Consider the following 25,377-nt stretch of genomic DNA (forward strand, 5'->3'; position numbering starts at 1 on the left):
TCATCCTCCATACTCGGTTTGGTCCTGTCTGGCGGATTTCAGGTTATCCCGCGGCCCTCTCCGGCCGTCGCCCCAGGTGGGCCGCGAGCCACGACTAAGCTCATCTGGGTGACCGAGTGGACGGCGGATGTGCTGGCTGGCTACCGGCAACAGACGTTCGAGTTGGGGCCCGACCCCGACGGAGAAGGACGGCTGGTCGCCACGCTGGTGCGCCGCGGCGACATCAACCCGACGGCCACCCGTGCCGTGCTGGTGGTACACGGTTTCACCGACTACTTCTTCCACACCGAACTGGCGGATCACCTGGCCGATCGCGGGTTTGCGGTCTACGCGCTGGATCTGCACAAATGCGGGCGATCGTGGCGGGAGGGCCAGACACCTCACTTCACCACCGACCTGGCCCGCTACGACCACGAGCTGATCCGCGCGTTGGGCGTGATCAACACCGAGACGTCGGCCGACGTGCTCGTCTACGGGCACTCCGCGGGTGGCCTCATCGTCTCGCTGTTCCTGGACCGCCTCCGCAGTCACGGATCGACGCAGCGGCACCGCGTCAGCGGGTTGGTGCTGAACAGCCCGTGGCTGGATCTGCAGGGTCCGGCGTTCCTGCGCGCGGCTCCCACCGGTGCGGCGATCGCGGCGCTGTCCCGAGTTCGCAAGAAGACCGTGGTGCGCGCACCGGTCCCCGAGGGCGGGTACGGCTCGACGCTGCACCGCGACTACTCGGGCGAATTCGACTACGACCTCAAATGGAAGCCCATCGGCGGATTTCCGGTGACGTTCGGCTGGATCCACGCGATCCGGCGCGGCCACGCCAAACTTCACCGCGGGCTCGACGTCGGTGTGCCCAACCTGATCCTGCGCTCGGATCGCAGCGTGCGTGAGGTGTCCGACCCGAACGTCATCCAGCGCGGGGACGCAGTGCTCGACGTCAATCAGATCGCCCGCTGGGCGGGCTGCATCGGCAACCGGAGCACCGTCGTGCCGATCACCGACGCCAAGCACGACGTGTTCCTGTCCGTTCCCGAAGCGCGCCAAGCCGCCTACGACGAATTGGACCGCTGGCTTGACGCGCATGTCGCGGGCTCGACTACGCAACCCGACCGAGGGGTGACCAGATGACTCACTTCGACATCGCAATCATCGGAACCGGTTCGGGCAACTCGATCCTCGATGAGCGCTACCGCGACAGACGGGTGGCGATCTGCGAACAGGGTGTATTCGGCGGGACGTGCCTCAACGTTGGCTGCATCCCGACCAAGATGTTCGTCTACTCCGCCGGAGTCGCCCAAGAGGTAAGGGAGTCATCGCGTTACGGCATCGACGCCCATCTCGACGGGGTGCGGTGGCCAGACATCGTGTCCCGAGTGTTCGGCCGCATCGATCCGATCGCAGACGGCGGCGAGAACTATCGGCGGTCCTCACCGAACGTCGAGGTTTTCGGCAGCCACGCGCGTTTCGCGAAAACGAAGCCCGACGGCCGCTACGCCCTGCGCACCGACGACGGCGACGAATTCACCGCCGATCAGGTGGTGATCGCGGCGGGCTCCAGAGCCATCGCGCCCGACGCCGTCACGGCATGCGGGGTGAGCTATCACACCAGCGACACCATCATGCGTATCGCGGACGTGCCCGAGCACTTGATCATCATCGGCGGTGGTTTCATCGCCTGCGAGTTCGCCCATATCTTCTCGGCGCTCGGCAGCCACGTGACGCTGATGATCCGCGGCAGCTCCCTGCTGCGCGGCCACGACGACGATATCGCCATGCGGTTCACCGACATCGCGTCGAGGAAATGGGAGATCCGCAATCACCATGAGCTGGCCGACGCGCACGACGTCGGCGACGGTGTCGAGATCACCTGCACGGACGGCTCGAAGGTGCGGGGCGACGCGCTGCTCGTCGCCACTGGGCGCGTCCCCAACGGCGATCGGCTCGACGCGGAATTGGCCGGTGTCAAGGTCAATGCCAATGGACAGGTCGTCGTCGACGAGTTCCAGCGCACCACCGCGCGCAACGTGTTCGCACTCGGCGACGTGTCGTCGGACTATCAGCTCAAGCATGTGGCCAATCATGAGGCGCGCCGCGTGAAACACAATCTCCTGCAGGACTGGGACGACACCGATGCGCTCATGCCGTCCGACCATCGCAATGTGCCCTCGGCTGTCTTCACCGACCCACAGATCGCGAGCGTCGGGCTGACTGAAAACCAAGCACGGGCAAAAGGTTTGAATATCAGGGTCAAGATCCAGGACTACGGCGACGTCGCGTACGGCTGGGCCATGGAGGATACGACGGGGATCGCGAAGATCATCGTCGACGACGACAGCGGCCTGATACTCGGCGCGCACATCATGGGACATCAGGCGTCGTCGCTGATTCAACCGCTGATCCAGGCGATGAACTTCGACCTGGCGGCCCAGGACATGGCGCGCGGCCAGTACTGGATCCACCCCGCGCTGCCCGAAGTGATCGAGAACGCGCTGCTGGCGCTCTGCGGCGAACCGCCCTGGCCGCCGTCCAAGCGCCATTGACCGCCCCCGTGGTGGCGGGCTCGGTGGTGCAGTCGGCGCCGTTGGGCCGGAACATGCAGCGGGTGGTCATCCACGCCCCCGAGCTGAGTCTTCTGCAGCTGCCGCGGTTCGGGGACACCGCGCTCGGAATCTATTTCGGCACAACCGATGGTGACGGTCGGGTGGCCCGGACCTATTCCGTCCGGGAGCACGACCCGTCGGCCTGCTGCGTCACCGTTGACGTCGTCCTGCACGTCGGTGATCGCACCGCCCGCGGGGATGACGCGGCGGGAACGCGGTGGGCCACCGGCGCCGCGCCCGGAGACCGTGTCGAGCTCGCCCACGCCAAATCCTGGTTCCGGCCCCCGCGTGATGCCGATCATCACGTCCTCGTCGCCGACCTTGCCGGATTGCCCGCGCTCGCGCGGCTGATCGAACAGCCCGCGCATAGCCATACAGTCGCGATCGTGGAGGTGCCCCACGAGGACGACCTCGACTACCTGCCCAAGCGCGCCACGGTGCGACTCGTCAGCTCCGTCGGCACCGGAAACGGTGGGACCAACAGCGTTTTGGCGCGCCTGGTCGCGCGCAACTGCTCGGCGACCGGCTTGGGATACTGCTGGTTCGCAGGTGAGGCGTCCGAGGCGCGCAGGGTCCGCAAATTGCTGCGCCACGAGTACGGTTGGGCAGCAGATCAATTGGACGTGGTCGGTTACTGGCGACGTGATGCACAGGCGTGGTCGGCGCGGTTCGCAGCCCATGGACCCCGGATGTACTCGATCTACGAGCGGGCGATCGCTGAAGGTAAGAGCGAGAAGATTGCGCTCGAGGAGTTCGACGATGCCTTGGAGCGGCTAGGGCTTTGAGCCGCGTTCCGTCGCCTCAACGATTTCTGACCGAGAAGCCCCACGGCAGTTCGAGGCGGTGCGAGGCAAGCAATTCCGAATCGGACAGAATGTCGGTGATCGCGCCGTCCGCGACGATGACGCCACCGTCCATCACCACGGCCCGGTCGCACAGCTGTGCCGCATAGGGCAGGTCATGCGTGACGATCAACATGGTGGCGTTCAGCCCCGAGAGCGTCTCGGCCAATTCGCGCCGCGCGACCGGGTCCAGGTTCGCCGAGGGCTCGTCGAGCACGAGGATGTCCGGCTGGCAGGCCAGCACGGTGGCCAATGCCGCCCTGCGCCGCTGACCCGCCGACAGATGGGTGGGACTGCGTTCGGCGTCTTCGGTCAACGACACGACCTCAAGCGCGCTCGCCACCCGGGCGGCGAGTTCCTCACCGCGCAACCCGAAATTCGCCGGACCGAAAGCGACGTCCTGCGCGACCGTCGGCATGAACAACTGGTCGTCGGGGTCCTGGAAGACCAACCCGACGCGCCTACGGATGTCGTGAAGGCTCTTGCGGTTCAGCGGGATTCCGCTGATCTGCACCGACCCGGTCGTCGCGGTCAGGACACCGTTGAGATGCAACATCAACGTCGTCTTTCCCGCCCCGTTGGGTCCGAGCACCGCGATCCGTTCGCCATCGGCCACCTCGAGGTCGACGCCGCCGAGCGCCATATGCCCGTCCGGATAGACGTGGCGCAGCGCCTCGACGCGGATGGCGCTCACAGCGTCACCCAGGCCGTCACCGATACGACGACCGCCGCGGCAGCCGGCAGCATCGCCACCACCCACTGGGACGCCACCGCCCTCGGCGGGGCGCCGATCACCGCGAGATCCGGTGCCCTACCGTCGAATCCACGTGACAACATCGAGGCGTACACCCGCTCGCCGCGTTCGTAGGAGCGCAGGAACAACGCTCCGATGCCAGTCGCGATCGCGCGGGCCTGATGCAGTGCCCGCGGCGAGTCACCGCGCGCGATCCTGGCCATCCGCATACGGCTCACCTCGGCCGCCAGCAGGTCGATGTAACGGATCATCAGAACCAGCACCGATGTCACCACTGCGGGTACGGCCAGCCGGCTCAGCGCGGCGGGTAGCTCGGTTGCGGATGTGGTCGCGGCGAGGGTCAACGCGGCCGCCACACCGAGTGTGCCCTTGACGACGATGCCCCAGGCCGCCCACAGTCCGGCTACCGAAAGCTGCAGTCCCGCTACATCGATGCGCTGCCCGCCCTCGGCGAACGGCAATAGGACGGCGAGCACCAGAAAAGGCGCCTCGATCAACATGCGCGGCAACACCCACCGCAGCGGTATCTGCGCGAGACGCCACGTCGCGACGATGATCACGGCGTATATCGCAAACGGCCAGAACATTTCCCGGGGCGTGGCGACGACGGCGAGAACGAACACCAGCAGACAGACGATCTTCACCTCGGCGGGTGTCCGGTGTACGGCCGACTCGTCGTGGCGATACAGCGGATGCGCGCCAGCACCCATGCGTCAGGACTGCTTGTCGTCGGCAGATCGTCGGCTTCGTGCAATGAGCCAGAATGCCGAGCCTGCGATCACCACGGTGACCACGACGCCGATGATGCCCGCGATCCCGCCGGTGCCGTCCTGTCCGCGAATGGAGTAGTCGGCCAGCGGTGACGTGGACAGGGCGTGCTCGGACGCGTGTTGTGCAATGCAGTCACCGGTGAGTTGTTCACCGTCGACGGTTTCTGTCACCTCACAGCCCTGCAGCGTCGCGGAGTCCAACCCGTCGGGGCTGGAACTCGCGAAGTACGAGACAACCCCGGCGATCAGCAGGGTGGCGGCCGCAAACGCGAGCCAGAACGACCAACGCTTCATGCCGGCACCACCGTCCGGGCGCTGCGCATCAGATAGACGAGGTCAGGGCGCGACCGTGCCACGGCCATCACGGTTACGGCAGTGATCAGTCCTTCCCCGACGCCGATCAGCACGTGCGTGCCGAACATGTAGGCGGCCACTGTGTCGAGCGAGGTGGCGCCGGCGCCGCCGATCGCGTATTCGACGACAAACGCCATTGCCGCGCAGACCGTTCCGATCAGTGCGGCGATGAACGCGATGACGCCGAGCGCGGGGACCGGCAGATCGGCTTTGCGCCGCCGCGCGATCGCGTACAGCGCCACGGCTGTCCCGTACCCCACGGCGACACCGACGACGGCCATGTTGGTGATGTTGGTGCCCAACGCGGTGATCCCGCCGTCGGCGAACAGCAGCGACTGCACGATCAAGACGATCGCGATGCACAGCGCACCGGTGTAGGGGCCGACCAGGATCGCGGCCAGGGCACCGCCGAGCAGGTGCCCGCTGACGCCGGGCAGGATCGGGAAATTGACCATCTGCACGGCGAAGATGAACGCCGCGACGAGACCGGCCAGCGGCACCGTGCGTTCGTCGAGTTCGGTGCGTGCTTTCGCCGCGCACAATCCGATGGCGGCCACGGCGATGACTCCGAAGATCACCGATGTCGGGGCGTTGACGATGCCGTCGCTCATGTGCATGGCGACCGTATTCACAACCACCAGGTGAGCCTAGAACCCACACCGAACACCTGTCTAGCTGAACAGATGTTCATGTGTAGGTGTCGGCCGTCCTAACGCTTGGTGGCGGTGGTCAACAAGTATTCGGCCTCCCAGACGGCGCGCTGATCGTCGCCCCGGTTCCAGCTGGTGAGGAACTCGAGGAAGTCACGATCGAGGGCCTCGATCCGGTCGGGGGCGTCCGCGTTGAACCTGTATGCGGCGATCGTCGGCCCGTAGTTGCTCTTCCAGTACTCCCGGAACTGCGTGGGCTCGGTGCAGTGGTCGAGCATCACGGTCTGCCGCCACATCGTCAGATCGCTGACGCGATCTCCGAACAACTCGCGGACGTGATCCTCCGAACCCCACAACGGGGCGGGGCTGGCTCCGGGCGGAGGCGGCGGGGCATACGGCTTCATCGTCTTGAACAGGTTGCCGATGAACCCTTCGGGCGTCCAGCTGAGCAGGGCGATCGTGCCGCCACGACGGGTGACCCGGACCAACTCGTCGGCGGCCGCCTGGTGGTGCGGCGCGAACATTACCCCGACACACGAGATGACGGCGTCGAAGCTGTTGTCGGCGAACGGAAGAGCCTCCGCATCCGCTTCCACCCATTCCAGCTCGACCCCCCGGCGCGTGGCAATGGCACGCCCGGCGTCGAACAGCTCCGGTGTCAGATCGCTCGCCGTGACGATTGCGCCCGCCTCGGCGGCGGGGATGGCGGCGTTACCCGAGCCCGCGGCCACGTCCAGGACGTGGTCACCCGGCTTCACGCCGCTCGCGCGGACGAGTTCGACCCCCAGCGCGGGAATGAGTTCCGCGGCGACGGCCGCGTAATCTCCCGACGCCCACAGCGCCCGGTGCTTGGCCTTGAGCTGACGATCATTTGTCGCGGTGCTGGTCATGATTCCTTCTTCCTTGGTTGGTTTGTGGCGGAATGGTTGCGAACCAGGCGGGCAGTGGCACCCCGCCTGGCCAACGGCTTACCCCAGGCAATGCCTGTTGTAGTTCGCCTTTGCCTGGCCGGCAAGCGACATCCAGTCGCGATATGCCCTGTCGTCGCCCTGCGCACGCGCCACCCTGGCCGCGCTCATGCTGCTTTCGAACGAATGCAGATATCGATCGCAGTTCGGGCTCTCGATCGGCCTCGCGTTGGCCGTGCCCGTGGCGAGGAGGGCGGTCACCGGCGTCGCGAGGGTCGCCGACAGCAGCGCCGCCGCCATCGCTCGTTTGAACATTCCGCGGTTCTCCATGTTGTGTCTCCTTTGCTTCCGCTCAACGGCTGATTCCGGTGAGCTCGTGACGACAACACCGTCGCGTGCGGAGGTTCGGCAGACATTGGACGATCGTGAAATGTCCTGGTCAAAAGGGCTAGGCCGGATGCGAGGCGTAGCGAACCAGACTCGCGCGGGCCAGCACCACTGCCTCGGATGGGCTCAGGGCGCCCTGCTGTTGCTCGCCGATCGCCCTGGTTTGGTCCTCCTCGAGTGGCGAGAGCCTTTTCGCGCCGACGAGCGCATGATGCAATGCGACGGCATTGTCGTGCGCGCCCATTCGGGCCAGGAAGCGCGTGACGTAGCGGACGTTGAGCCACTGCTGACTCCAATCGCCCACCCGGTCCCAGTGGTCGAGCACCTCGATGAGAGCCTGCGCCGCGATCGACGGGTCGCCGTGCACCGCGCGGGTAGCCGCCGCCTCCATCAGCGCGATCCCGTGCCACCAGAAGTTCTGCACCGAGGCGGCGAGTTCGGCGGCGCTGTCGAACAACACCAGCGCCCGGTCCGGATCGGATTTCTTGAGCACCAGGCCAAGGGCGTAACGCCCCATGGACCGCGCCGTCGGATTCGCGGTTTCCTCGGCCACTCGCAGCGATTCCTCCGCGGCGTCGATGCCGTCATCCGGGGTGCGCATCGCGGCATGGCAGATCGAAACGTAGAACAGCGTCCACACCAATCGAATCGGGTCGTCATCGCGTCGTGCGCGCGCCACCTCACTGTCGTAGTGCGCCAAGGCCGTAGCCGCATCGCCCTGGTAGAGCGCGACGTCGGCCAGTACGTCACCCGGATAAGCGACGCGTCCGTTACCTCGCCCCGGTACTCGTCCGTCCGCGAGCGAGGCCAGCGACACCGCTGAGGTGAAGTCACCGCGGTTCCACGCGCCCCGCGCGGCGAAACCGACGGCTGCGACATACAGAGGGTGGTTGCTGTCGGCCAACTCGACGAGACGTTCCGCCCAGCCGGACGACTCGTAACCTATTCGCAGATGGACGAATTCGGGCAGTGCCGTGACCAGCCGTAGCGCGGTGTCGAGGTCGGATGCCGCCATCAAGTGCTCGAACGCGGTGCGCAGATTGTCGTAGTCGGGCAGCATCCGCTCGACCCACATCTGCTCGTCGCGCCCTTGGGTGCCCGCAGCGGCACGCTCGGCCAGCACCGTGAAGTAGACCGAATGACGCTTCGCGTATTGCGCGTCAAGGTTGCTGTCCCGCAAGCGGTCCCGACCGTATGCACGCAGGGTCTCCAGGATGCCGTACCGCGAAGTTCGCGTGCCTCCCCGTGCGGTGACCATTGACTTGTCGATGAGTCCCGTCAGTAGGTCGAGAGTGTCGTCCTCGTCGGCTCCCTCGTCACTGCAGACGCCGTGTGCGGCTTCGATGTCGAAACCACCCGCAAAGACCGACAGCCGCGCGAACAGGGTCCGCTCGGGCTCTGAGAGAAGGTGATAGGACCAATCGATGGTCGCCGAAAGGCTCTGCTGGCGTGGATGGGTCCCGCGCGCCCCGCCGGCCAGCATTCGCAGACGGTCCAGCCGGCGGGCCACCTCGAGGCTGCTCATCGCGCGCATCCGGGCCGCGGCCAATTCGATTGCCAAGGGCAGGCCATCGAGCCGTCTGCAGATCTCGGCCACCGCCCCGACCGGTTCGCGTTCGAGGTCGAAATCAGACCGCGTCGCCTTCGCCCGATCGGCGAACAGTTCCGTCGCGTCGTCGACGGGTAGTGGTTCCACAGCGATGATGCGCTCCCCGGCAAGACCGAGCGCTTCCCTGCTGGTGGCCAGCACCGTGATCCCGGGGCACTCGCCCGTTATCCGGTCGAGCAGCAGCGCCGCATCTTCCAGAACGTGTTCGCAGTTATCGATGACCAGCAGCATGTTGTGTGCGCGGAGGTACTCGATGACCGTGTCGTCGATACCGAGCCCCTGCTGCTGCTGTAGGCGCAGCGCCGCCGCGACCGCATGTGCCACAGCCGATCCGTCCTCGATCGGCGCCAGTTCGCAGATCGACACACCGTCGGCGAAACGTGCCTGTTCTCGCGCGGCCGCTTCCAGTGCCAATCGCGTCTTCCCCACTCCGCCGACGCCGGTCAATGTCACCAGCGGACTGTCGGCCAGCGCCGCGCAGATGTCCGAGATATCGCGTCCCCGACCGACGAAGCTGGTGGTGCGTCGCGGAAGTCCGGCCAATGGGCGCGTGGCGACGCGCACGGGTAGTGCCGGCTCACCATCGAGGATTTGCTGGTGTACCGATTGCAGCAGCGGGCTGGGATCGACACCGAGTTCGTCAACGAGCTTTTCGCGCGTCTTCCGGTACGTCTCAAGGGCTTCGGCCTGTCTGCCGCTGCGGTATTGCGCGAGCATCAGCTGCCCGGCCAACCGCTCGTCGAGCGGATGAGTCAGCGCGGCGGCCGTCAGCTCGGCGAGCAGTTCGCTATGACGACCGGCACGCAACGCAGCGTCGTTGCGGTCGAGCATCGCCGAAAACCGCTCCAGCAGAAGCGAGTCCCGAACATCGTTCATCCACGGGGTGTCCAGCGCGGTGAAAGGCTCACCACGCCAGAGTTTCAGGGCGGCGTCGAATGCGGTGGCCGATGCGGCAGCATCCGCCAGTGCGCGGGCTGCTTCAACCGACCGCCTGAAGCGATGCAGGTCAACGGACATCGGGTCGGCGTGAAGGGTGTAGCCCCCGGGACTCCGCACGATCGCCACATCTTCGGCGCCCCCGAGGGACTGGCGCAAGCGCGATACATAGGCGGCCAGCGCGTTACGGGACCTGGACGGCGTCTCGCTCGCCCACACGCGGTCGATGAGTTGATCGGCGGTGACCGCGTGGTTGACGTCGACGAGGAGCGCGACGAGAACGCAGCGCTGCCGGGCATGCCCGACGTCGAGGTGCTGCCCGTCGGACCGGACCTCGACGTCGCCGAGTAGCCGGAACTCCACCTTCACGCCTACAGCTTTCCGCTTACTCACTCACCCGTGCCGGGCGCCGATCCAGTGCAACAGATCGTGGACGATCTCGTCCTCGAGGCGGTAGCTCACCGCCCGACCGACCCGGGTGGAGCTCACCCAGCCCTGCTGGCGCAGCACCCGCAGCGCCTGCGACACGGCGTTCTCGGACCGTCCGAGCACCGAGGCAAGGTCACCGACGTTGATGCCGGGTGCGCGGTGTAGGACGAGCAGGATCTCCAGCCGATGCGGGTCGGAGAGCAGGTCGAACCGCTGCGCCCAGCCGCCGGTGTCGACGTCGGCGAGCGCCGACGATGCCCGTCGCACCACCGCATCGACGCCCGCGTGGCCACCTGCTTCCACCATCCGTCAAATCTAACCCCCCTGGCAGCCCGGATGACCGCGATGACGTTCGTGTTCACGCCGGCTAGTCGAGGAACCCGTGCAGCAGAGTGGCCGAGCCTTCGACGTGGGCGAGCATGGCCGATGCCGCACCCTCACTGTCGCCGGCCAGGATCGCGATCACGATCGCCTCGTGTTGCTCGTCGGAGTGCGCGATGTTGCGCGGCAGCAACGGGATCTGGTCCAGCAAGACATTGAGGCGCATTCTGTTCTCGGCCACCAACGGCACCAACGACGGCGATCCGGCGGCCTCGGCGATGGCGAGATGCAGCCTCGAATCCAGTCGGCGGTAGTCGCCGGGCGCGGCGCCGCGGACATCACGCAGACGCGCCCACAGCTCCTCGCGTTCGGGTGCCGTCAGGGTCCGGTTGGCGGCCAGCCGCGCCGCTCCGACCTCGAGTATCTCCCGCAGCCGTAACGCGTCGTCGATCTGGGCGCGTGTCACCGCGTCGGTGTCCTGGGTGTGCCTCGGCAACTCATCGGCGAGGAAGGTGCCGCCGTAGCGGCCTCGCCGCGACACCAGATACCCGGCGTCGGCCAGCGACTTGATGGCCTCCCGCACGGTGTCGCGGCTGACGCCCAGCCGCGATGCCAGCTCGCGCTCGGGCGGCAGCGATTCGCCGGGGGCGAGCACGCCGAGCCGGATGGTCTGCAGGAGCCTCCCGACCGTGTCCTCGAACGCGTTCCCGGGCCGAACCGGGCGCAGCAGAGCCTCGCTCGCCGCTGGGGCGGCGAATCCAGCCTTGGCCAGCGGTACGTCCGGATCCGCAGTCATGATTCCTACCGGCCGCTAGAGAGGGGTCACGTACGCCGAGCTGATGCCGCCGTCGACCAGGAAGGTCGACCCCGTGATGAACGAGGAGTCGTCGCTGGCCAGGAATGCGACGGCCGCGGCCAGCTCCTCCGGCTCTGCGAACCGGCCGACGGGAATGTGGACCAGCCGGCGCGCCGCACGTTCGGGATCCTTTGCGAACAGTTCCTGCAGCAGCGGTGTGTTCACCGGTCCGGGGCACAGCGCGTTCACGCGAATCCCTTGACGCGCGAACTGCACTCCCAGTTCACGGGACATCGCAAGGACGCCGCCCTTGGATGCGGTATAGGAGATCTGCGATGTCGCCGACCCCATCACCGCCACGAACGACGCGGTGTTGATAATCGACCCTTTCTGCTGCGGAACCATGTGGCGCAGTGCGGCTTTGGAACAGAAGAACACCGACTTCAGGTTGATGTCCTGCACCCGTTGCCATGCGTCGATACCCGTGGTCTCGATGAGGTCGTCTTCCGGCGGGCTGATACCCGCGTTGTTGAAGGCGATGTCGACAGAACCGTGCGTCTCGGCGGCCGTATCGAACAGGGCATCCACCGCGGCCTGATCTGAGACATCCACCTGGACGAAGGTTCCGTTGAGGTCGTCCGCAACGGATTTCCCGGTCGTCGGATCGATGTCACCGATGACGACGGTGGCGCCCTCGGCGCGCATCCGCTTGGCGCTCGCCAGCCCGATCCCGCTGGCGCCGCCGGTGATCACGGCGACCTTGCCCGCCAGTCGCTGGGTCAGATCCATCAGGCATCTCCGATCGCGTAGAAGACGTTTTTGGTTTCAGTGAATGACAGTGGCGCATCGGGCCCGAGCTCACGGCCCAGACCCGACTGCTTGAATCCACCGAACGGGGTGTTGTACCGCACCGACGAATGCGAATTGACCGACAGGTTGCCGGCTTCCACCGCGCGCGACACCCGGACGGCACGCGACAGATCGTCCGTCCAGATCGACCCGGACAGGCCGTAGGGAGTGTCGTTGGCCAGCGCAATGGCGTCGGCCTCGTCGTCGAACGGGAGCACCGCAACGACCGGGCCGAAGATCTCCTCACGCACCGTGCGGTCGGAGCGCTCCGGGGTCAGCACGGTCGGCGGGAACCAGTAGCCCGGCCCCGACGGCGCGTCACCGCGGAAGGCGACCGGAGCGTCGCCAGGCACATACGACGCGACGCTCTGCCAATGCGACTTTGACACCAGCGGACCCATCTCAGTGTCCTTGGACGCCGGATCACCGACCGCGACGCCCTTGACCGCGGGTTCGAGCAGCTCCATGAAGCGGTCGTAGACGTTGCGCTGCACCAGGATCCGGCTGCGCGCACAGCAGTCCTGCCCGGCATTGTCGAAAACCCCGTAGGGCGCGGTGGCTGCAGCCTTTTCCAGATCGCAGTCGTCGAACACGATGTTCGCGCTCTTGCCGCCCAGCTCGAGGGTCACCCTCTTGACCTGAGCCGCGGCGCCCGCCATCACGCGGGTGCCGACCTCGGTGGAACCGGTGAAGACGATCTTGCGTACGTCGGGATGGGTGACGAACCGCTCACCGACCACCGACCCCTTTCCCGGCAACACCTGGAACAGGTCGGGGGGCAGGCCCGCCTCGACGGCGAGTTCGCCTATCCGGATCGTGGTCAGCGGCGTCCATTCGGCGGGTTTGACCAGGACCGCGTTCCCAGCGGCAAGGGCCGGTGCGAAACCCCACACCGCGATGGGCATCGGGAAATTCCACGGCGTGATCACCCCGATGACGCCAAGCGGCTCGTTGAAGGTGATGTCCAGGCCGCCGGCCACCGGAATCTGTTTGCCCGACAATCGTTCCGGTGTGGCGGAGTAAAACTGCAGGACGTCGCGGACGTGGCCCGCCTCCCACGTCGCATTGCCGATCGGATGCCCGGAGTTGGCGACCTCCAGCGCGGCCAGTTCGTCGACGTGCGCGTCGACCGCGGCGGCGAACGACCGCAAGGCGGCGGCCCGGTCGCCGGGTGCCAGACGCGCCCAATCGCGTTGCGCAACCTTGGCGCGCGCCACTGCGTCGTCGACACCCGCGATGCTGGTCTGCTCGACCGTGCGCAGCAGTTCCTCCGTCGCGGGGTTGATCAGCTCACTAGCCGTCACGCGGTCACCTTTTCTCTCGAATACGCTGCGGCTGCCTCGACCAGTGCGGCGAACAAACGCAGATCGTCCAGCCGTTCCTCGGGGTGCCACTGCACCGCCAAAAGGAAGTGGTCACCGGGGATCTCGACGGCCTCGATGACGCCGTCGTCGTCCTGCGCGCTGACGATCAGACCTTCACCGAGGCGGTCGAGGGCCTGATGGTGGTAGCACTGTGCGTCCGACGACTCCCCGATCAGCGACGCCAGCCGGGTACCGGGAACGGTGCGCACCGACGACGTCGAGAACACCGCGTTGCCCTGCTGGTGGCGGGTGTGGCCGAGTACGTCAGGCAGATGCTGGTGCAGGGTGCCGCCGAGTGCGACGTTGACCACCTGTGCGCCGCGGCAGATACCGAGGACGGGCAGGCCGCGCCGGATAGCACCGGTGAGGAGCTCGAATTCCCATGCGTCACGCCGGCGGTTGTCTTCGTTGGCCTCATCGGTGGCCGGGTGCCGATCCTGACCGTAGGTGCCAGGGTCGACGTCCCGCCCGCCGGTGATGATCAGCCCATCGAGTCCGTCGAGCACGCTGTCGACGATCTCGTCGTCCACGTGCTGCGGCGGCAGCAGTACCGAAATGCCGCCCGCCAGCCCGACACCCTCGAAATAGATGGCGGGTAGGAAGCTGGCGCGCACGTCCCACACCCCCGTTTGCGCCTGCTGCAGATACGTGGTCAGTCCGACGACCGGGCGGACACTTTCCCCGCGAACAGACGTGAACTCCCCCTTTTCGGCCGCATTTTGGGGGTTTTCGCGTCTGCTCGTCACAGAATCAAAGCCGCTCAAAGCCCCGCATCCTTTCCCAGTCCGTCACGGCGGCGTTGTACGCGGTGAGTTCGACGCGGGCGTTGTTGAGATAGTGCTCCACGACGTCCTCGCCAAACGCCGCACGGGCCACTTCGGACTTCTCGAACAGCGCCGCGGCCTCGGTCAGCGTGGTCGGAAGGCTTTCGGCGCCACTCGTATAGGCGTTGCCCTCGAACGGTTCCGGCAGTTCCAGCTCATGCTCGATACCGTGTAGGCCGCCGGCGATCAGCGCCGATACCGCGAGGTACTGGTTGACGTCGCCGCCGGGCGCGCGGCACTCCACTCGCATGCCCGGACCGTGCCCCACCACGCGCAGCGCGCACGTTCGGTTGTCCATCCCCCACGCGATGGCCGTCGGTGCGAAGCTACCCTCGGCGAATCGCTTGTAGGAGTTGATGTTCGGTGCGTAGAACAGTGTCAGCTCACGCAGCGTCGCCAGCTGGCCGGCGATGAAGCTGCGGAACATCGTCGACATTCCGTCCGATGCGCCGGGGTCGGCGAACACGGGAACCTTCGGCTCGCCGTCCTCGATGCCGCGCAACGAAATGTGGATGTGACAGCTGTTGCCTTCGCGCTCATCGAATTTCGCCATGAACGTCAGGCTCTTGCCGTGCTGATCGGCAATCTCCTTGGCACCGTTTTTGTAGATCGTGTGGTTGTCGCACGTCACCCTCGCGTGGTCGTAGCGGAAGGCGATCTCCTGCTGCCCGAGGTTGCATTCGCCCTTCACGCCCTCGCAGTACATTCCCGCGCCGGTCATGCCGAGCCTGATGTCGCGGAGCAGCGGCTCCATTCGGGTCGACGCGTGCATCGCGTAGTCGACGTTGTAGTCCGAGGCCGCCGTCATGTTCCGGTAGCCCTTCGTCCACGCGTCGCGGTAGGAATCCTCGAACACCATGAACTCGAGCTCGGTCCCCACGTAGGGCACCAGACCGAGCTCGGACAGCCGGTCGATCTGGCGGTTGAGGATGCTGCGTGGCGCCGGGGTCACCGGGTCACCGTCGGTGCGCTCCAGGTCTGCCATCACCAGCGCGGTGCCCGGCAGCCATGGCACGCGTCGCAGCGTCGAGAAGTCGGGCTTCATCACCATGTCGCCGTAGCCGGTCTGCCAACTCGACATCGCGTAGCCGTCGACGGTGTTCATGTCGACGTCGACGGCCAACAGGTAGTTGCAGCACTCCGCGCCATGCTCAGCGACGTCTTCGATGAACAATCGCGCCGACACCCGCTTGCCGGTGAGCCGCCCCTGCATATCGCAGAACGCCAGGATGACGGTGTCGACGTCCCCGTCGGCCACCAGCTTTTCGAGGTCGGCTTGCGACAACATGCCGGGGTTCTGGCTCATGCAGCCCTGCCCTTCATCGTCGGAGATACGGAAGTTTGACTTGCTGTCAACCATTGAAGTTTGCCCGGCCTGGTTGTCACCCTGCGCTTTACATGATTGTCACTCCCAAAGGTAGGACAACCGACCTTTGGCGAGTTTATTCTCCCTATGCCGCATATCCGCAACAAAGGAGCGAAAGCCATGGCCAACGAAAAGGCCCGCGAAAACATGAAGGGCTCGGGCGGCGTCACGTACAGCCAGGCCGGCGAGGGCTATTTCGAGAAGCGACAGCTGAAGCGGACAGCGGGCTTCTGGGGCCTTTGGGGCATTGGTGTCGCCGCCGTCATTTCGGGCGACTTCTCAGGCTGGAACTTCGGCATCGGCGAGGCCGGGTGGGGCGGTCTGGCGATCGCATCGGTCGTGATCATCGTCATGTACTTCGGGATGCTGTTCTCGATCGGCGAGATGTCGGCGGCCATGCCGCACACCGGCGGCGCGTACTCGTTTGCGCGTGCCGCAATGGGGCCGTGGGGCGGCTTCGTCACCGGTTTCGCCGAAACCATCGAGTACGTCTTCACCACCGCGGTGATCGTCTACTTCTCGGCCAGCTACGCCGACGCCGTGACCAGCGAACTGTTCGGACTGTCGATGCCGAGCTGGGTGTGGTGGATCATCCTCTACGCCGTGTTCGTCGGCCTGAACGCGGTGGGCGCGGAAGTGTCGTTCAAGTTCGCGATCACCGTGGCCGTCATCTCGATCGGCATCCTGATGCTGTTCGCAGTGATGGCCGTCGTCAATGGCGCCGTCGACTTCTCCCGGCTCTTCGACATCGCGGCCGACCCGAACGCGGCGGGCTCGAGCACGTTCCTGCCGTTCGGCGTCCTCGGCATCCTCTACGCACTGCCGTTCGCGATCTGGTTCTTCCTCGGCATCGAGGAGCTGCCGCTGGCCGCCGAGGAGTCGCACAACCCGAGCAAGGACATTCCCAGGGCCGGCATCTGGGGCCTGATCACGCTGATCGCCACCGGCTCGATCGTGTTCTTCCTCAACCCCGCGGTGACCGGCGCCGAGGCGCTCGGCGCGTCGGACGAACCCCTGCTCGACGGCTTCCGCGCTTTCCTGCCCGCCGGCTGGGCGGCCGCGCTGTCGGGCTTCGCCCTGATCGGCCTGCTGGCCAGCCTGCAGGGCATCATGTACGCCTACGCCCGCAACATGTACTCGCTGAGCCGGGCCGGCTACTATCCGAAACCCCTGTCACTCACCGGGTCTCGGCAGACACCCTATGTCGCGCTGATCACCGGCGCCGTCATCGGCTTCGTCGCCCTGCTGATCGTCAACTTCAACGAGGGCGCCGGTGACGTCGTGCTCTACATCGCGGTGTGGGGTGCAGTGCTGGCCTACGGCCTGCAGATGATCTCGTTCGTGCTCCTGCGGCGCAAGTTCCCGAACGCGCGCCGCCCGTGGGTCAGCCCGACCGGCAACGCGGGCGCGATCGTGGCCCTGTTCATCGCGGGGCTCGCCTTCGTCGGGGTGCTGTTGAACCCGGACTATCAGATCGCGATCATCGCAATCATCGTCTTCTACGTGATCGGCCTGCTGGTGTTCGGGTTCTACGGTCGTCATCGCCTCGTCCTCTCCCCTGAGGAGGAGTACGCGGTGACAGGAGGCCTGCACGGCTTCGACCCGGAGGCCGAAGGGCTCGGCGGCACCATCGAGGACGAGATCCTGAAGGGCCATACCGACTGACCACGTGTGTCGACTCGAGGGATCCTTGTGAGGATCGTCTCGATCGGCATCGCGGCCACCGAGTTTGACCCTGCCCATCCTGGGTAATTAACGTCCGCGCCGGTCGCCGACGCACGGCCGCAGTCAGCCCGATTGAGGAAGCGCCGATACAGAAGTAGGGTCGAACAGGTGTGTGGAGCCACCGGCGAGGTCCGCCTCGACGGACGTACCCCCGATAGCAGCGCCGTCGCCGCCATGGCCGAGGCCATGACGCCGAGAGGACCCGATGGGGCAGGCGTGTGGTCGCAAGGCAGGGTCGCGCTCGGTCATCGTCGCCTGAAAATCATCGATCTGTCCGAAGCCGGCGCGCAGCCGATGGTCGACTCCGAGCTCGGGCTGGCCATTGCGTGGAACGGCTGCATCTACAACTACAAGCAGTTGCGCCGCGAGCTGAGCGAGCAGCACGGATACCGCTTCTTCTCGCACAGCGACACCGAGGTGTTGCTCAAGGCCTACCACCACTGGGGCGACCGTTTCGTGGACCGCCTCTACGGCATGTTCGCGTTCGCGATCGTCGAACGCGACACCGGACGGGTGCTGCTCGGCCGCGACCGGCTGGGCATCAAGCCGCTGTATCTCACCGAGGACGCATCGCGGATCCGGTTCGCGTCGTCACTGCCCGCACTGCTCGCCGGCGGCGGCGTCGACACCCGCATCGATCCGGTGGCGCTGCATCACTACCTGTCGTTCCACTCCGTCGTCCCGCCGCCGAAGACCATCCTGCGCGGCGTGAGCAAGGTGCCGCCCGCGACCCTGGTCGCGATCGAGCCCGATGGCCGGCGCACGGACACCACGTACTGGGAACCCGACTTCACCCCGCACGCCGATCGCGCCGACTGGTCCGAACGTGACTGGGAGGACGCGGTTCTGGAGTCGCTGCGCGTCGCGGTCGACCGCCGGCTGGTCGCCGATGTGCCCGTCGGCTGCCTGCTCTCCGGCGGGGTCGATTCCAGCCTGATCGTGGGACTGCTCGCCGAGGCGGGCCAGCATGGTCTGGCGACCTTCTCCATCGGTTTCGAGTCGGTGGGCGGCGTGGCTGGCGACGAGTTCACGTATTCCGACATCATCGCCGAGCGATTCGGCACCGACCACCATCAGATCCGCATCGGTACCGACCGGATGCTGCCTGCGCTCGACGGCGCGATCGGCGCCATGAGTGAGCCGATGGTCAGCCACGACTGCGTCGCGTTCTATCTGCTCAGCCAAGAAGTGGCCAAGTACGTCAAGGTGGTCCAGTCCGGGCAGGGCGCCGACGAGGTGTTCGCCGGCTACCACTGGTATCCGCCGATGGCCGACGCCGCCTCGCTGGACAGCGCGGTGGCCAGCTATCGCGGCGCGTTCTTCGACCGCGACCCCGCCGGCGTCGCCGCACTCGTCTCGTCGGACTATCTCGTGGAAAGCGACCCCAGCGGGGAGTTCGTCACCCAGCACTTCGCGCACCGTGGCGCGGCCACCGGCATCGACCGCGCCCTCCGGCTCGACACCACGGTGATGCTGGTGGACGACCCGGTCAAGCGCGTCGACAACATGACGATGGCCTGGGGCCTGGAGGGCCGGGTGCCATTCCTCGATCACGAGCTCGTCGAGTTGGCCGCCACGTGCCCACCCGCGCTGAAGATCGCCCACGACGGCAAGGGCGTGCTCAAACAGGCTGCCCGACGGGTGATCCCCGCCGAAGTCATCGACCGGCCCAAGGGTTACTTCCCGGTGCCGGCGCTGACCCACCTGGAGGGTCCGTACCTCGAGCTGGTGCGCGATGCGCTCTACGCTCCGGTCGCCAAGGAGCGCGGGCTGTTCCGTCCCGACGCGGTAGACCACCTGCTGGCCGACCCGAACGGTCGCCTGACCCCGCTGCGCGGCAACGAACTCTGGCAGCTTGGATTGCTGGAACTGTGGCTGCAGCGCCACGGGATCAACGGGACGGCGGCGTGACCGCCTTGAACCCCGAAAGCACCGAAGCGATCACGCTCGGCCTGCACGACGCGTCGCCCCAGCACTTGGTCGACGCGATGGCCGACGACGTGGCCGTCGAAATGGGCTGGGGCCGGCTGATATTCGGGCAGACGTTCGCGGACCCGGCGAAGCTCGCCGAGGTGTTGCGGCAAGAGGGGCATGGTCGTCGCGACATCTGTATGTACGCCCGCGAGCCACACGTGCTCGTCGCCATGGCTCCCGCCGAGTTGTTCATCGACCCGAGTCACACCTATCGGCTGCGGTTCTCCGACGACGACGCGCAGCGCACGGCGCCCACCGGGTTCACCGTCCGATCGCTGGAGCGTCCCGAGGAGGCCGAGGACATCAACCGGGTCTACGTGCGCTGCGGAATGGTTCCCGCACCCGTCGAGGTGCTGTGGGACAACAGCGAAGGCCGCGATGCGCTCGACTACCTGGTGGCGGTCCGCGACGACGACGGATCGTTGGTCGGCACCGTCACCGGGGTCGACCACAAGCGGCTGTTCGACGACCCCGAGAACGGTTCGAGCCTGTGGACGCTGGCCGTCGATCCGACCACCAGCCTGCCGGGTGTCGGCGCGGCACTCACCCGCGCGCTGGCCGCGCTGTACCGCGACCGTGGCCGGGCCTACATGGACCTGTCGGTGGCGCACGACAACGAGGCCGCCATCGGCCTGTACGAGAAGCTGGGGTTCGAGCGCGTTCCGGTCATGGCCGTCAAACGGAAGAACGCGATCAACGAGCCGCTGTTCACCCATCCCCCGGAGACCGTCGACGATCTGAACCCGTATGCGCGGATCATCGCCGACGAGGCGATGCGCCGCGGGATCTGGGTCGAGGTCCTCGACGCGGGAGCCGGCGAGATGCGCCTGTCCCATGGCGGTCGCAGTGTCATCACGCGGGAGTCGTTGTCGGAGTACACCTCCGCGGTGGCGATGGCACGCTGCGACGACAAGAGGCTGACCCGACGTCTGGTGTCCGAGGCCGGGATCCAGGTGCCCAAGGGACGTCTGGCCACATTCGACGAACACGACCACGCCTTCCTCGAAGAGGTCGGCGACGTCGTCGTCAAACCGACCCGCGGGGAGCAGGGCAAGGGCATCACCGTCGGGGTCAACGACACCGACGAGTTGGACGCGGCCCTGGCACGGGCGCGGCAAGAGCACCCGAACGTGCTGATCGAGCAGCGCGCACCCGGCGACGATCTGCGGTTGGTGGTGATCGACGGCAAGGTGGTGGCCGCTGCACTACGCAAGCCCGCCGAAATCGTCGGCACCGGCCACCACACGATTCGCGAACTCATCGAGGCGCAGAGCCGACGCCGCGCCGCCGCCACCGGCGGCGAATCGCGCATTCCGATGGACGACGTCACCGAGGCCACGGTCGCCGAGGCGGGCTTCTCGTTCGACGACGTGCTGCCCGAAGGCCGCACCCTGCGCGTACGTCGAACGGCGAACCTGCATCAGGGCGGCACGATCCACGATGTGACGGGGAAGGTGAACCCGCATCTGAGCGAGGTCGCCGTGAAGGCCGCCGACGCGATCGGCATTCCGGTGACCGGCATCGACCTGTTGGTTCCCGACGTCACCGCGCCCGACTATGTGTTCATCGAAGCCAACGAGCGTCCCGGGCTGGCCAACCACGAGCCCCAGCCCACCGCAAAGGCTTTCGTCGACTTCCTCTTCCCGGGCAGTCCGGCGTTGCCGCAGGCCTGGACGCCCGACGAGGTGCCCACCAGCTAGACCTACCAGGTGCTCGTGCGCATCACGATCTCGGCGGCGAGCTGCGCAGTGGACTCCTGGGCATTGCGCCTGCCGAGTAGGTCGACCATCCGGTAATCGCCGTACACGTAGCGCTGGCTGGCTTTGGCGACCGCGCGCGCGGCGGGCGTACTGACCAACGCGGTGGTGTTCATTTCCACCGGCGGGCAATGGTCGTCGCGGACCACACCGGAGGGGTCGGCGACGCGCGGGTGGCCGCGGTCGATCACCACCAGCCCGATGAACCGGTCCAGCCGCGTCGCGGCGAGCTCCCATGCCAATTCCCCGCCGACGCGGTCACCGACCAACAACGCCCACTTCACGTCGAGTGCGTCGAGGACCTCGACCACCGTCTTGGCAGTCAGCCGCGGGTCCGGTGCGATGACCACAGTTCGCAGGGACGCGGTGTGCAGCCGTTGACATACCGGTTCGTACGCCGCGGGTGCATGATGGGCGGCACCGAGGACCACGACTACGGACCCTTTTTCGGGGCCGCCCACGTCAACGGACACACCGAACCCGTCGACGGTGACTGTGGTCGGCGGCATTTCGCCACGCTACAGGCGGTCACCTGAGAGCGGGTCGTTTTCGCCTTGAGCAAACACGGTCTTCACGCAGATTGCGCGCGCTCGGCCTGCTTTGCCGTTGTCTCCAGAAACGTTTGCGGCAGCGAACCTTTGACGGGGATCGACGAGTTGGGTGTCGGGAACGCGACTCCGAACACCGCGGTGCTCCCGATGTTCTCGAACGAGAAGTAGACGCTGTTCGTTTGGCCGCTCAACCGCATCGTCTGCTCGTAGACGAGCGCATCGGCGCGCGACGTCTGCAGTCTCGTCGTCGTCATCGGAATGCCCGGCGTCGACGTATCGAAGAACGTCTCGTACTTCGCGCACCGATCGGCGACCGCCGCCAACTTCTCGAGGTCCAGTCGCCACGTCAACACCGTGATGACCATCCGGGCGCCGTCATAGGCGACGAGGTATTCGGCGGCGCTGCCGGGCCCGCGCTCGGCCGAATCGGCGATCGCCCGCGTCAGCCCCTCCGAGCAGCCTTCCGGGCGCGACAGCATTGCAGGCGGCGCGCCCGCGCCGTCGGCCTGGCCGGGGTCGCGGTTGATGCGTTCGAACTGCACGCCCGGCGGGAAGTCCGCGGCTGTGAGCAGCACGTTCTCGAGCCGGGCGCCGGGCCAGGTCGCCGTGCCCGCAACCGGTTGGGCGCAGCCACCCACCAGCAGTGCCGTGGCGAGAAGGACCAGCACATTGCGCCAGGTCATGGAGCCAGCCTAGTGGCGATCGACGGCAGTTTCGGCGGACCGCTGTGCAGTAGGGCGATCACGGCGTCGACGTCGACGTGGCTGGTGATCAGGTCGGCCATCACGTCGAGTTGGGCGTCGCGGCGCGCGCGGACGTCGACGTCGCGTGCGACGACGAATTCGCTTCGCCCCGCGGCGGCCGCGACCTCGTTGAGCCATTGCCGTCGCACATCGTCGTTGTCGAGCAGGCCGTGCCAATGGGTGCCGTATACGGCGCCGTTGCGGATCCCCACGCCCAGCCAGTCCTCTTCGATTGAACGGCTGAGGCGACCGTGGTGAATTTCGTAGCCGTGCAACGGGGCTTCGTGGTGGCGCAACGTCTTCACCGATGCGAACGCGATGTCGGCGTCGAGCAGCGCGAGCCCGTCGACTGTGCCCGCCCCCGACTCCACGGTGTCGTCGATGCGACGGCAGAGCATCTGGAATCCGCCGCACACGCCGAGCACGGGCTTTCCCAGCCGGGCGTGCGCCTCGATGGCGTCCGCCAGGCCGCGCTCCCGTAACCACGTCAGGTCGGCGACGGTGGCCTTGCTACCGGGGATGACGACGACGTCGGCGTCCGCGAGGTCGGCGGGGTCGCCTGCCCAGCGCACCAGCACTCCGGGCTCGCAGGCCAGGGCTTCCACGTCGGTCGAGTTGGAGATGCGCGGCAGCCGGACGGCGGCGATGCGCAGCCAGTCCTGTCCGCGGGGGCGCTGCGGATCGCCGACCACGCGATGGGCGAGCACGGACACGGAATCCTCGGCGTCCAGCCACAGCCCCTCGCTGTACGGGATCACGCCGTAGGTCGGTCGGCCGGTCAGCGCGTGCAGCTGCGCGAGGCCCGGCGCCAGCAGTGCGGGGTCGCCGCGGAACTTGTTGACGAGGAACCCGCAGATGAGTCGCTGGTCGTCGGGCTCGAGCACGGCGACCGTGCCGTACAGATGGGCCAGCAGCCCGCCGCGGTCGATGTCGCCGACGACCACGACCGGCAGCTGCGCGGCACGGGCCAGCCCCATGTTCGCGATGTCGGTCGCGCGCAGGTTGATCTCGGCGGGCGAGCCGGCACCTTCGACGATCACGACGTCGAATTCAGTTCTCAGAGATCGCAATTCGTCGGCAACCACAGTTGCCAGCTGTTCGCGGTGGGTGAAGTAGTCCCCGGCGCCCACCGTGTCCACCGCTCTTCCGCGGACCACCAGTTGCGAGGTGCGATCACTGCCCGGTTTGAGCAGCACCGGGTTGAAACGCACGCTCGGAGCCAAGCCCGCCGCGCGGGCCTGCATGGCCTGGGCGCGGCCGATCTCCCCGCCCTCGACCGTCACCGCAGAATTGTTCGACATGTTCTGCGCCTTGAAGGGCGCGACGCGAATCCCCTTGCGGGCCAACAGGCGACACAGCCCCGCGACGACCATCGACTTACCGGCGTCGGAGGTGGTGCCGGCGACGAGCAGCGCTCCGCTCATGACGCCGGGTGTGAACTCACTGCGACGATTCGGCCGAGAAGGCGCAGTGGTTTCACACTCGCACAGTGTCCAGTCACAACTGGGTCAGGATCTCGGCGCCGTCCTCGGTGACCACCAGTGTGTGCTCGAACTGGGCGGTCCACTTCTTGTCCTTGGTCGCGACGGTCCAGTCGTCGTCCCAGATCTCGTAGTCCAACGCACCGAGGTTGATCATCGGCTCGATCGTGAACGTCATTCCCGGTTCGAGCACCGTCTGCACGGCGGGTTGATCGTAGTGCAGCACCACCAGCCCGTTGTGGAATGTGGTGCCGATGCCGTGGCCGGTGAAGTCACGAACCACGTTGTAGCCGAACCGGTTTGCGTACGACTCGATGACGCGGCCGACGACCGACAGGGCGCGTCCCGGCTTGACGGCCTTGATCGCGCGCATGGTGGCCTCATGGGTGCGCTCGACGAGCAGCCGGTGCTCCTCGGACACGTCCCCCGCCAGGAAGGTGGCGTTGGTGTCGCCGTGCACACCGTCGATGAAGGCGGTGACGTCGATGTTGACGATGTCGCCGTCCTCGATCACGGTCGAGTCGGGGATACCGTGGCAGATGATCTCGTTCAGTGAGGTGCAGCAGGACTTCGGGTAGCCCTTGTAGCCCAGCGTCGACGGGTAGGCGCCGTGGTCGATCATGTACTCGTGCGCAATGCGGTCGAGCTCGTCGGTGGTGACGCCCGGCGCGACGGCCTTACCCGCCTCGGCCAGCGCCGCGGCAGCGATGCGTCCGGCGACGCGCATCTTCTCGATCACCTCGGGGGTTTGCACCCACGGCTCGCTGCCCTCCTGCGCGGTCGCCTTGCCCACGTATTCGGGGCGCACGATCGAGCGGGGCACCGGCAGCGTCGGTGACACCACGCCGGGACGAAGGGCGGTACGAACAGGCATGACGCCAGAATAGTCGGCGGCGGCCACTACATTCGACGGTCATGACCATCGACGAGGTAGACGCGCAGTTCGCCGCCCGATTCGCCGAACAGTTCGCCGCCACGTGGCGCACGCCTGATCTGGCGAAACACGAGGCGCTGTGGAGCGAGAACATCGTGCTGACCCAGCCGATGATGGGCACCCTTCGCGGCAAGCAGGCCTGTCGCGAGGCATTTCAGCGACTGTTCGCCCTGATCCCCGACCTGCATGCCGACGTGCATCGCGTCGGGCATGGCGGTCACGAGGTCTTCATCGAGTTCACGCTCAGCGGCACATATGGCGGCAAGCCCATCGCCTGGGACGCCGTCGACCGATTCACCTTCACCGACGGCCTTGTCGCCGAACGGGTTTCCTATTTCGACTCGACGCCCCTCATCGGCAAGCTCGTCGGCCGCCCGGCGGGGTGGGAGCGGCTGGTGCGCACGGGCACTCAGCTGTTCAAGCGGTGACCTGACTAGGGCGTGTCTCCTTAATGTGAGG

General features: G+C 66.7%; 24 protein-coding genes. 7 read left to right on the forward strand and 17 right to left on the reverse strand.

Translation table 11 applies throughout. The features are described 5' to 3' along the window. The first annotated feature begins 108 nt into the window (after positions 1-108). The 3 genes from G6N36_RS08065 to G6N36_RS08075 are packed head-to-tail and all read left to right on the forward strand — an operon-like array spanning position 109 to position 3,379. Positions 109-1,122, forward strand: a complete 1,014-nt coding sequence (locus tag G6N36_RS08065; protein ID WP_163686051.1) for an alpha/beta hydrolase — start codon at positions 109-111, stop codon at positions 1,120-1,122. Next, positions 1,119-2,534, forward strand: coding sequence for a mycothione reductase (gene mtr, locus G6N36_RS08070; protein ID WP_163686052.1), 1,416 nt, complete (start codon positions 1,119-1,121; stop codon positions 2,532-2,534). The genes G6N36_RS08065 and mtr overlap by 4 nt, the downstream gene beginning before the upstream one ends. Beyond that, the gene (locus G6N36_RS08075; RefSeq protein WP_235689991.1) at positions 2,531-3,379 is read left to right on the forward strand and encodes a siderophore-interacting protein; all 849 of its coding nucleotides are present in this window, start codon (positions 2,531-2,533) and stop codon (positions 3,377-3,379) included. Before mtr ends, G6N36_RS08075 begins: the two co-directional genes overlap by 4 nt. A gap of 16 nt (positions 3,380-3,395) precedes the next feature. Here the strand turns inward: G6N36_RS08075 and G6N36_RS08080 are convergent, their stop codons facing one another. The 13 genes from G6N36_RS08080 to G6N36_RS08140 all read right to left on the reverse strand — a co-directional run bounded on the left by G6N36_RS08080 (position 3,396) and on the right by G6N36_RS08140 (position 15,693). Then, positions 3,396-4,079 carry an energy-coupling factor ABC transporter ATP-binding protein gene (locus G6N36_RS08080; protein ID WP_235690245.1) on the reverse strand — a complete coding sequence of 228 codons (684 nt, stop codon included), beginning with the start codon at positions 4,077-4,079 and terminating at the stop codon, positions 3,396-3,398. 47 nt (positions 4,080-4,126) lie between these two features. Then, the gene (cbiQ, locus tag G6N36_RS08085; RefSeq protein ID WP_163686053.1) at positions 4,127-4,900 is read right to left on the reverse strand and encodes a cobalt ECF transporter T component CbiQ; all 774 of its coding nucleotides are present in this window, start codon (positions 4,898-4,900) and stop codon (positions 4,127-4,129) included. Positions 4,901-4,903: 3 nt separating this feature from the next. Then, positions 4,904-5,254 carry a PDGLE domain-containing protein gene (locus tag G6N36_RS08090; RefSeq protein ID WP_163686054.1) on the reverse strand — a complete coding sequence of 117 codons (351 nt, stop codon included), beginning with the start codon at positions 5,252-5,254 and terminating at the stop codon, positions 4,904-4,906. After that, positions 5,251-5,952 (reverse strand): energy-coupling factor ABC transporter permease, encoded by a 702-nt coding sequence (locus G6N36_RS08095; RefSeq protein ID WP_372512217.1) that lies wholly within the window; start codon positions 5,950-5,952, stop codon positions 5,251-5,253. Before G6N36_RS08095 ends, G6N36_RS08090 begins: the two co-directional genes overlap by 4 nt. A 71-nt stretch (positions 5,953-6,023) precedes the next feature. Further along, positions 6,024-6,854: a class I SAM-dependent methyltransferase gene (locus tag G6N36_RS08100; protein WP_163686055.1), complete on the reverse strand. Its 831-nt coding sequence runs from the start codon at positions 6,852-6,854 to the stop codon at positions 6,024-6,026. A gap of 78 nt (positions 6,855-6,932) precedes the next feature. Further along, a complete protein-coding gene (locus G6N36_RS08105) occupies positions 6,933-7,202 on the reverse strand; it encodes a hypothetical protein (RefSeq protein ID WP_163686056.1) in 270 nt (89 codons plus the stop codon). 118 nt (positions 7,203-7,320) lie between these two features. Then, positions 7,321-10,173 (reverse strand): AfsR/SARP family transcriptional regulator, encoded by a 2,853-nt coding sequence (locus G6N36_RS08110; protein ID WP_163686057.1) that lies wholly within the window; start codon positions 10,171-10,173, stop codon positions 7,321-7,323. Between the two features lie 24 nt (positions 10,174-10,197). Beyond that, complete coding sequence (locus G6N36_RS08115; protein WP_163686058.1) at positions 10,198-10,539, reverse strand: ArsR/SmtB family transcription factor; 342 nt, start codon at positions 10,537-10,539, stop codon at positions 10,198-10,200. Positions 10,540-10,600: 61 nt separating this feature from the next. Then, positions 10,601-11,350 carry a FadR/GntR family transcriptional regulator gene (locus G6N36_RS08120; protein WP_163686059.1) on the reverse strand — a complete coding sequence of 250 codons (750 nt, stop codon included), beginning with the start codon at positions 11,348-11,350 and terminating at the stop codon, positions 10,601-10,603. A 15-nt stretch (positions 11,351-11,365) separates the two neighbouring features. Further along, positions 11,366-12,142, reverse strand: coding sequence for a 3-oxoacyl-ACP reductase (locus tag G6N36_RS08125; RefSeq protein ID WP_179964914.1), 777 nt, complete (start codon positions 12,140-12,142; stop codon positions 11,366-11,368). After that, positions 12,139-13,503 (reverse strand): aldehyde dehydrogenase family protein, encoded by a 1,365-nt coding sequence (locus G6N36_RS08130; RefSeq protein WP_163686061.1) that lies wholly within the window; start codon positions 13,501-13,503, stop codon positions 12,139-12,141. The genes G6N36_RS08125 and G6N36_RS08130 overlap by 4 nt, the downstream gene beginning before the upstream one ends. Continuing rightward, positions 13,500-14,219, reverse strand: coding sequence for a gamma-glutamyl-gamma-aminobutyrate hydrolase family protein (locus tag G6N36_RS08135; RefSeq protein ID WP_235690246.1), 720 nt, complete (start codon positions 14,217-14,219; stop codon positions 13,500-13,502). The genes G6N36_RS08130 and G6N36_RS08135 overlap by 4 nt, the downstream gene beginning before the upstream one ends. 94 nt (positions 14,220-14,313) lie before the next feature. Further along, complete coding sequence (locus G6N36_RS08140) at positions 14,314-15,693, reverse strand: glutamine synthetase family protein (protein WP_163686063.1); 1,380 nt, start codon at positions 15,691-15,693, stop codon at positions 14,314-14,316. A 180-nt stretch (positions 15,694-15,873) separates the two neighbouring features. Between G6N36_RS08140 and G6N36_RS08145 the strand changes: the two genes are divergently transcribed. The 3 genes from G6N36_RS08145 to ngg all read left to right on the forward strand — a co-directional run bounded on the left by G6N36_RS08145 (position 15,874) and on the right by ngg (position 21,152). After that, the gene (locus G6N36_RS08145) at positions 15,874-17,418 is read left to right on the forward strand and encodes an amino acid permease (protein WP_163686064.1); all 1,545 of its coding nucleotides are present in this window, start codon (positions 15,874-15,876) and stop codon (positions 17,416-17,418) included. A 168-nt stretch (positions 17,419-17,586) separates the two neighbouring features. After that, the gene (locus G6N36_RS08150; RefSeq protein ID WP_163686065.1) at positions 17,587-19,389 is read left to right on the forward strand and encodes an N-acetylglutaminylglutamine amidotransferase; all 1,803 of its coding nucleotides are present in this window, start codon (positions 17,587-17,589) and stop codon (positions 19,387-19,389) included. Further along, on the forward strand, positions 19,386-21,152 hold the full coding sequence (gene ngg / locus G6N36_RS08155; RefSeq protein WP_163686066.1) for an N-acetylglutaminylglutamine synthetase: 1,767 nt from the start codon (positions 19,386-19,388) through the stop codon (positions 21,150-21,152). Before G6N36_RS08150 ends, ngg begins: the two co-directional genes overlap by 4 nt. Positions 21,153-21,154: 2 nt before the next feature. On the opposite strand, the gene G6N36_RS08160 is transcribed toward ngg, so the two are convergent. From G6N36_RS08160 to map, 4 genes are all read right to left on the reverse strand, one after another. Then, positions 21,155-21,718 carry an alpha/beta fold hydrolase gene (locus G6N36_RS08160; RefSeq protein ID WP_163686067.1) on the reverse strand — a complete coding sequence of 188 codons (564 nt, stop codon included), beginning with the start codon at positions 21,716-21,718 and terminating at the stop codon, positions 21,155-21,157. 62 nt (positions 21,719-21,780) lie between these two features. Continuing rightward, positions 21,781-22,443 (reverse strand): hypothetical protein, encoded by a 663-nt coding sequence (locus G6N36_RS08165; RefSeq protein ID WP_163686068.1) that lies wholly within the window; start codon positions 22,441-22,443, stop codon positions 21,781-21,783. Beyond that, the gene (locus G6N36_RS08170; protein ID WP_163686069.1) at positions 22,440-23,927 is read right to left on the reverse strand and encodes a cobyric acid synthase; all 1,488 of its coding nucleotides are present in this window, start codon (positions 23,925-23,927) and stop codon (positions 22,440-22,442) included. Before G6N36_RS08170 ends, G6N36_RS08165 begins: the two co-directional genes overlap by 4 nt. Positions 23,928-24,000: 73 nt before the next feature. Beyond that, positions 24,001-24,858, reverse strand: a complete 858-nt coding sequence (gene map, locus G6N36_RS08175; RefSeq protein WP_163686070.1) for a type I methionyl aminopeptidase — start codon at positions 24,856-24,858, stop codon at positions 24,001-24,003. 41 nt (positions 24,859-24,899) lie between these two features. Between map and G6N36_RS08180 the strand changes: the two genes are divergently transcribed. Further along, a complete protein-coding gene (locus G6N36_RS08180; protein WP_163686071.1) occupies positions 24,900-25,346 on the forward strand; it encodes a nuclear transport factor 2 family protein in 447 nt (148 codons plus the stop codon). Positions 25,347-25,377: the final 31 nt, after the last annotated feature.

It is taken from the genome of Mycolicibacterium gadium (assembly GCF_010728925.1).
GTDB classification, from domain to species: domain Bacteria; phylum Actinomycetota; class Actinomycetes; order Mycobacteriales; family Mycobacteriaceae; genus Mycobacterium; species Mycobacterium gadium.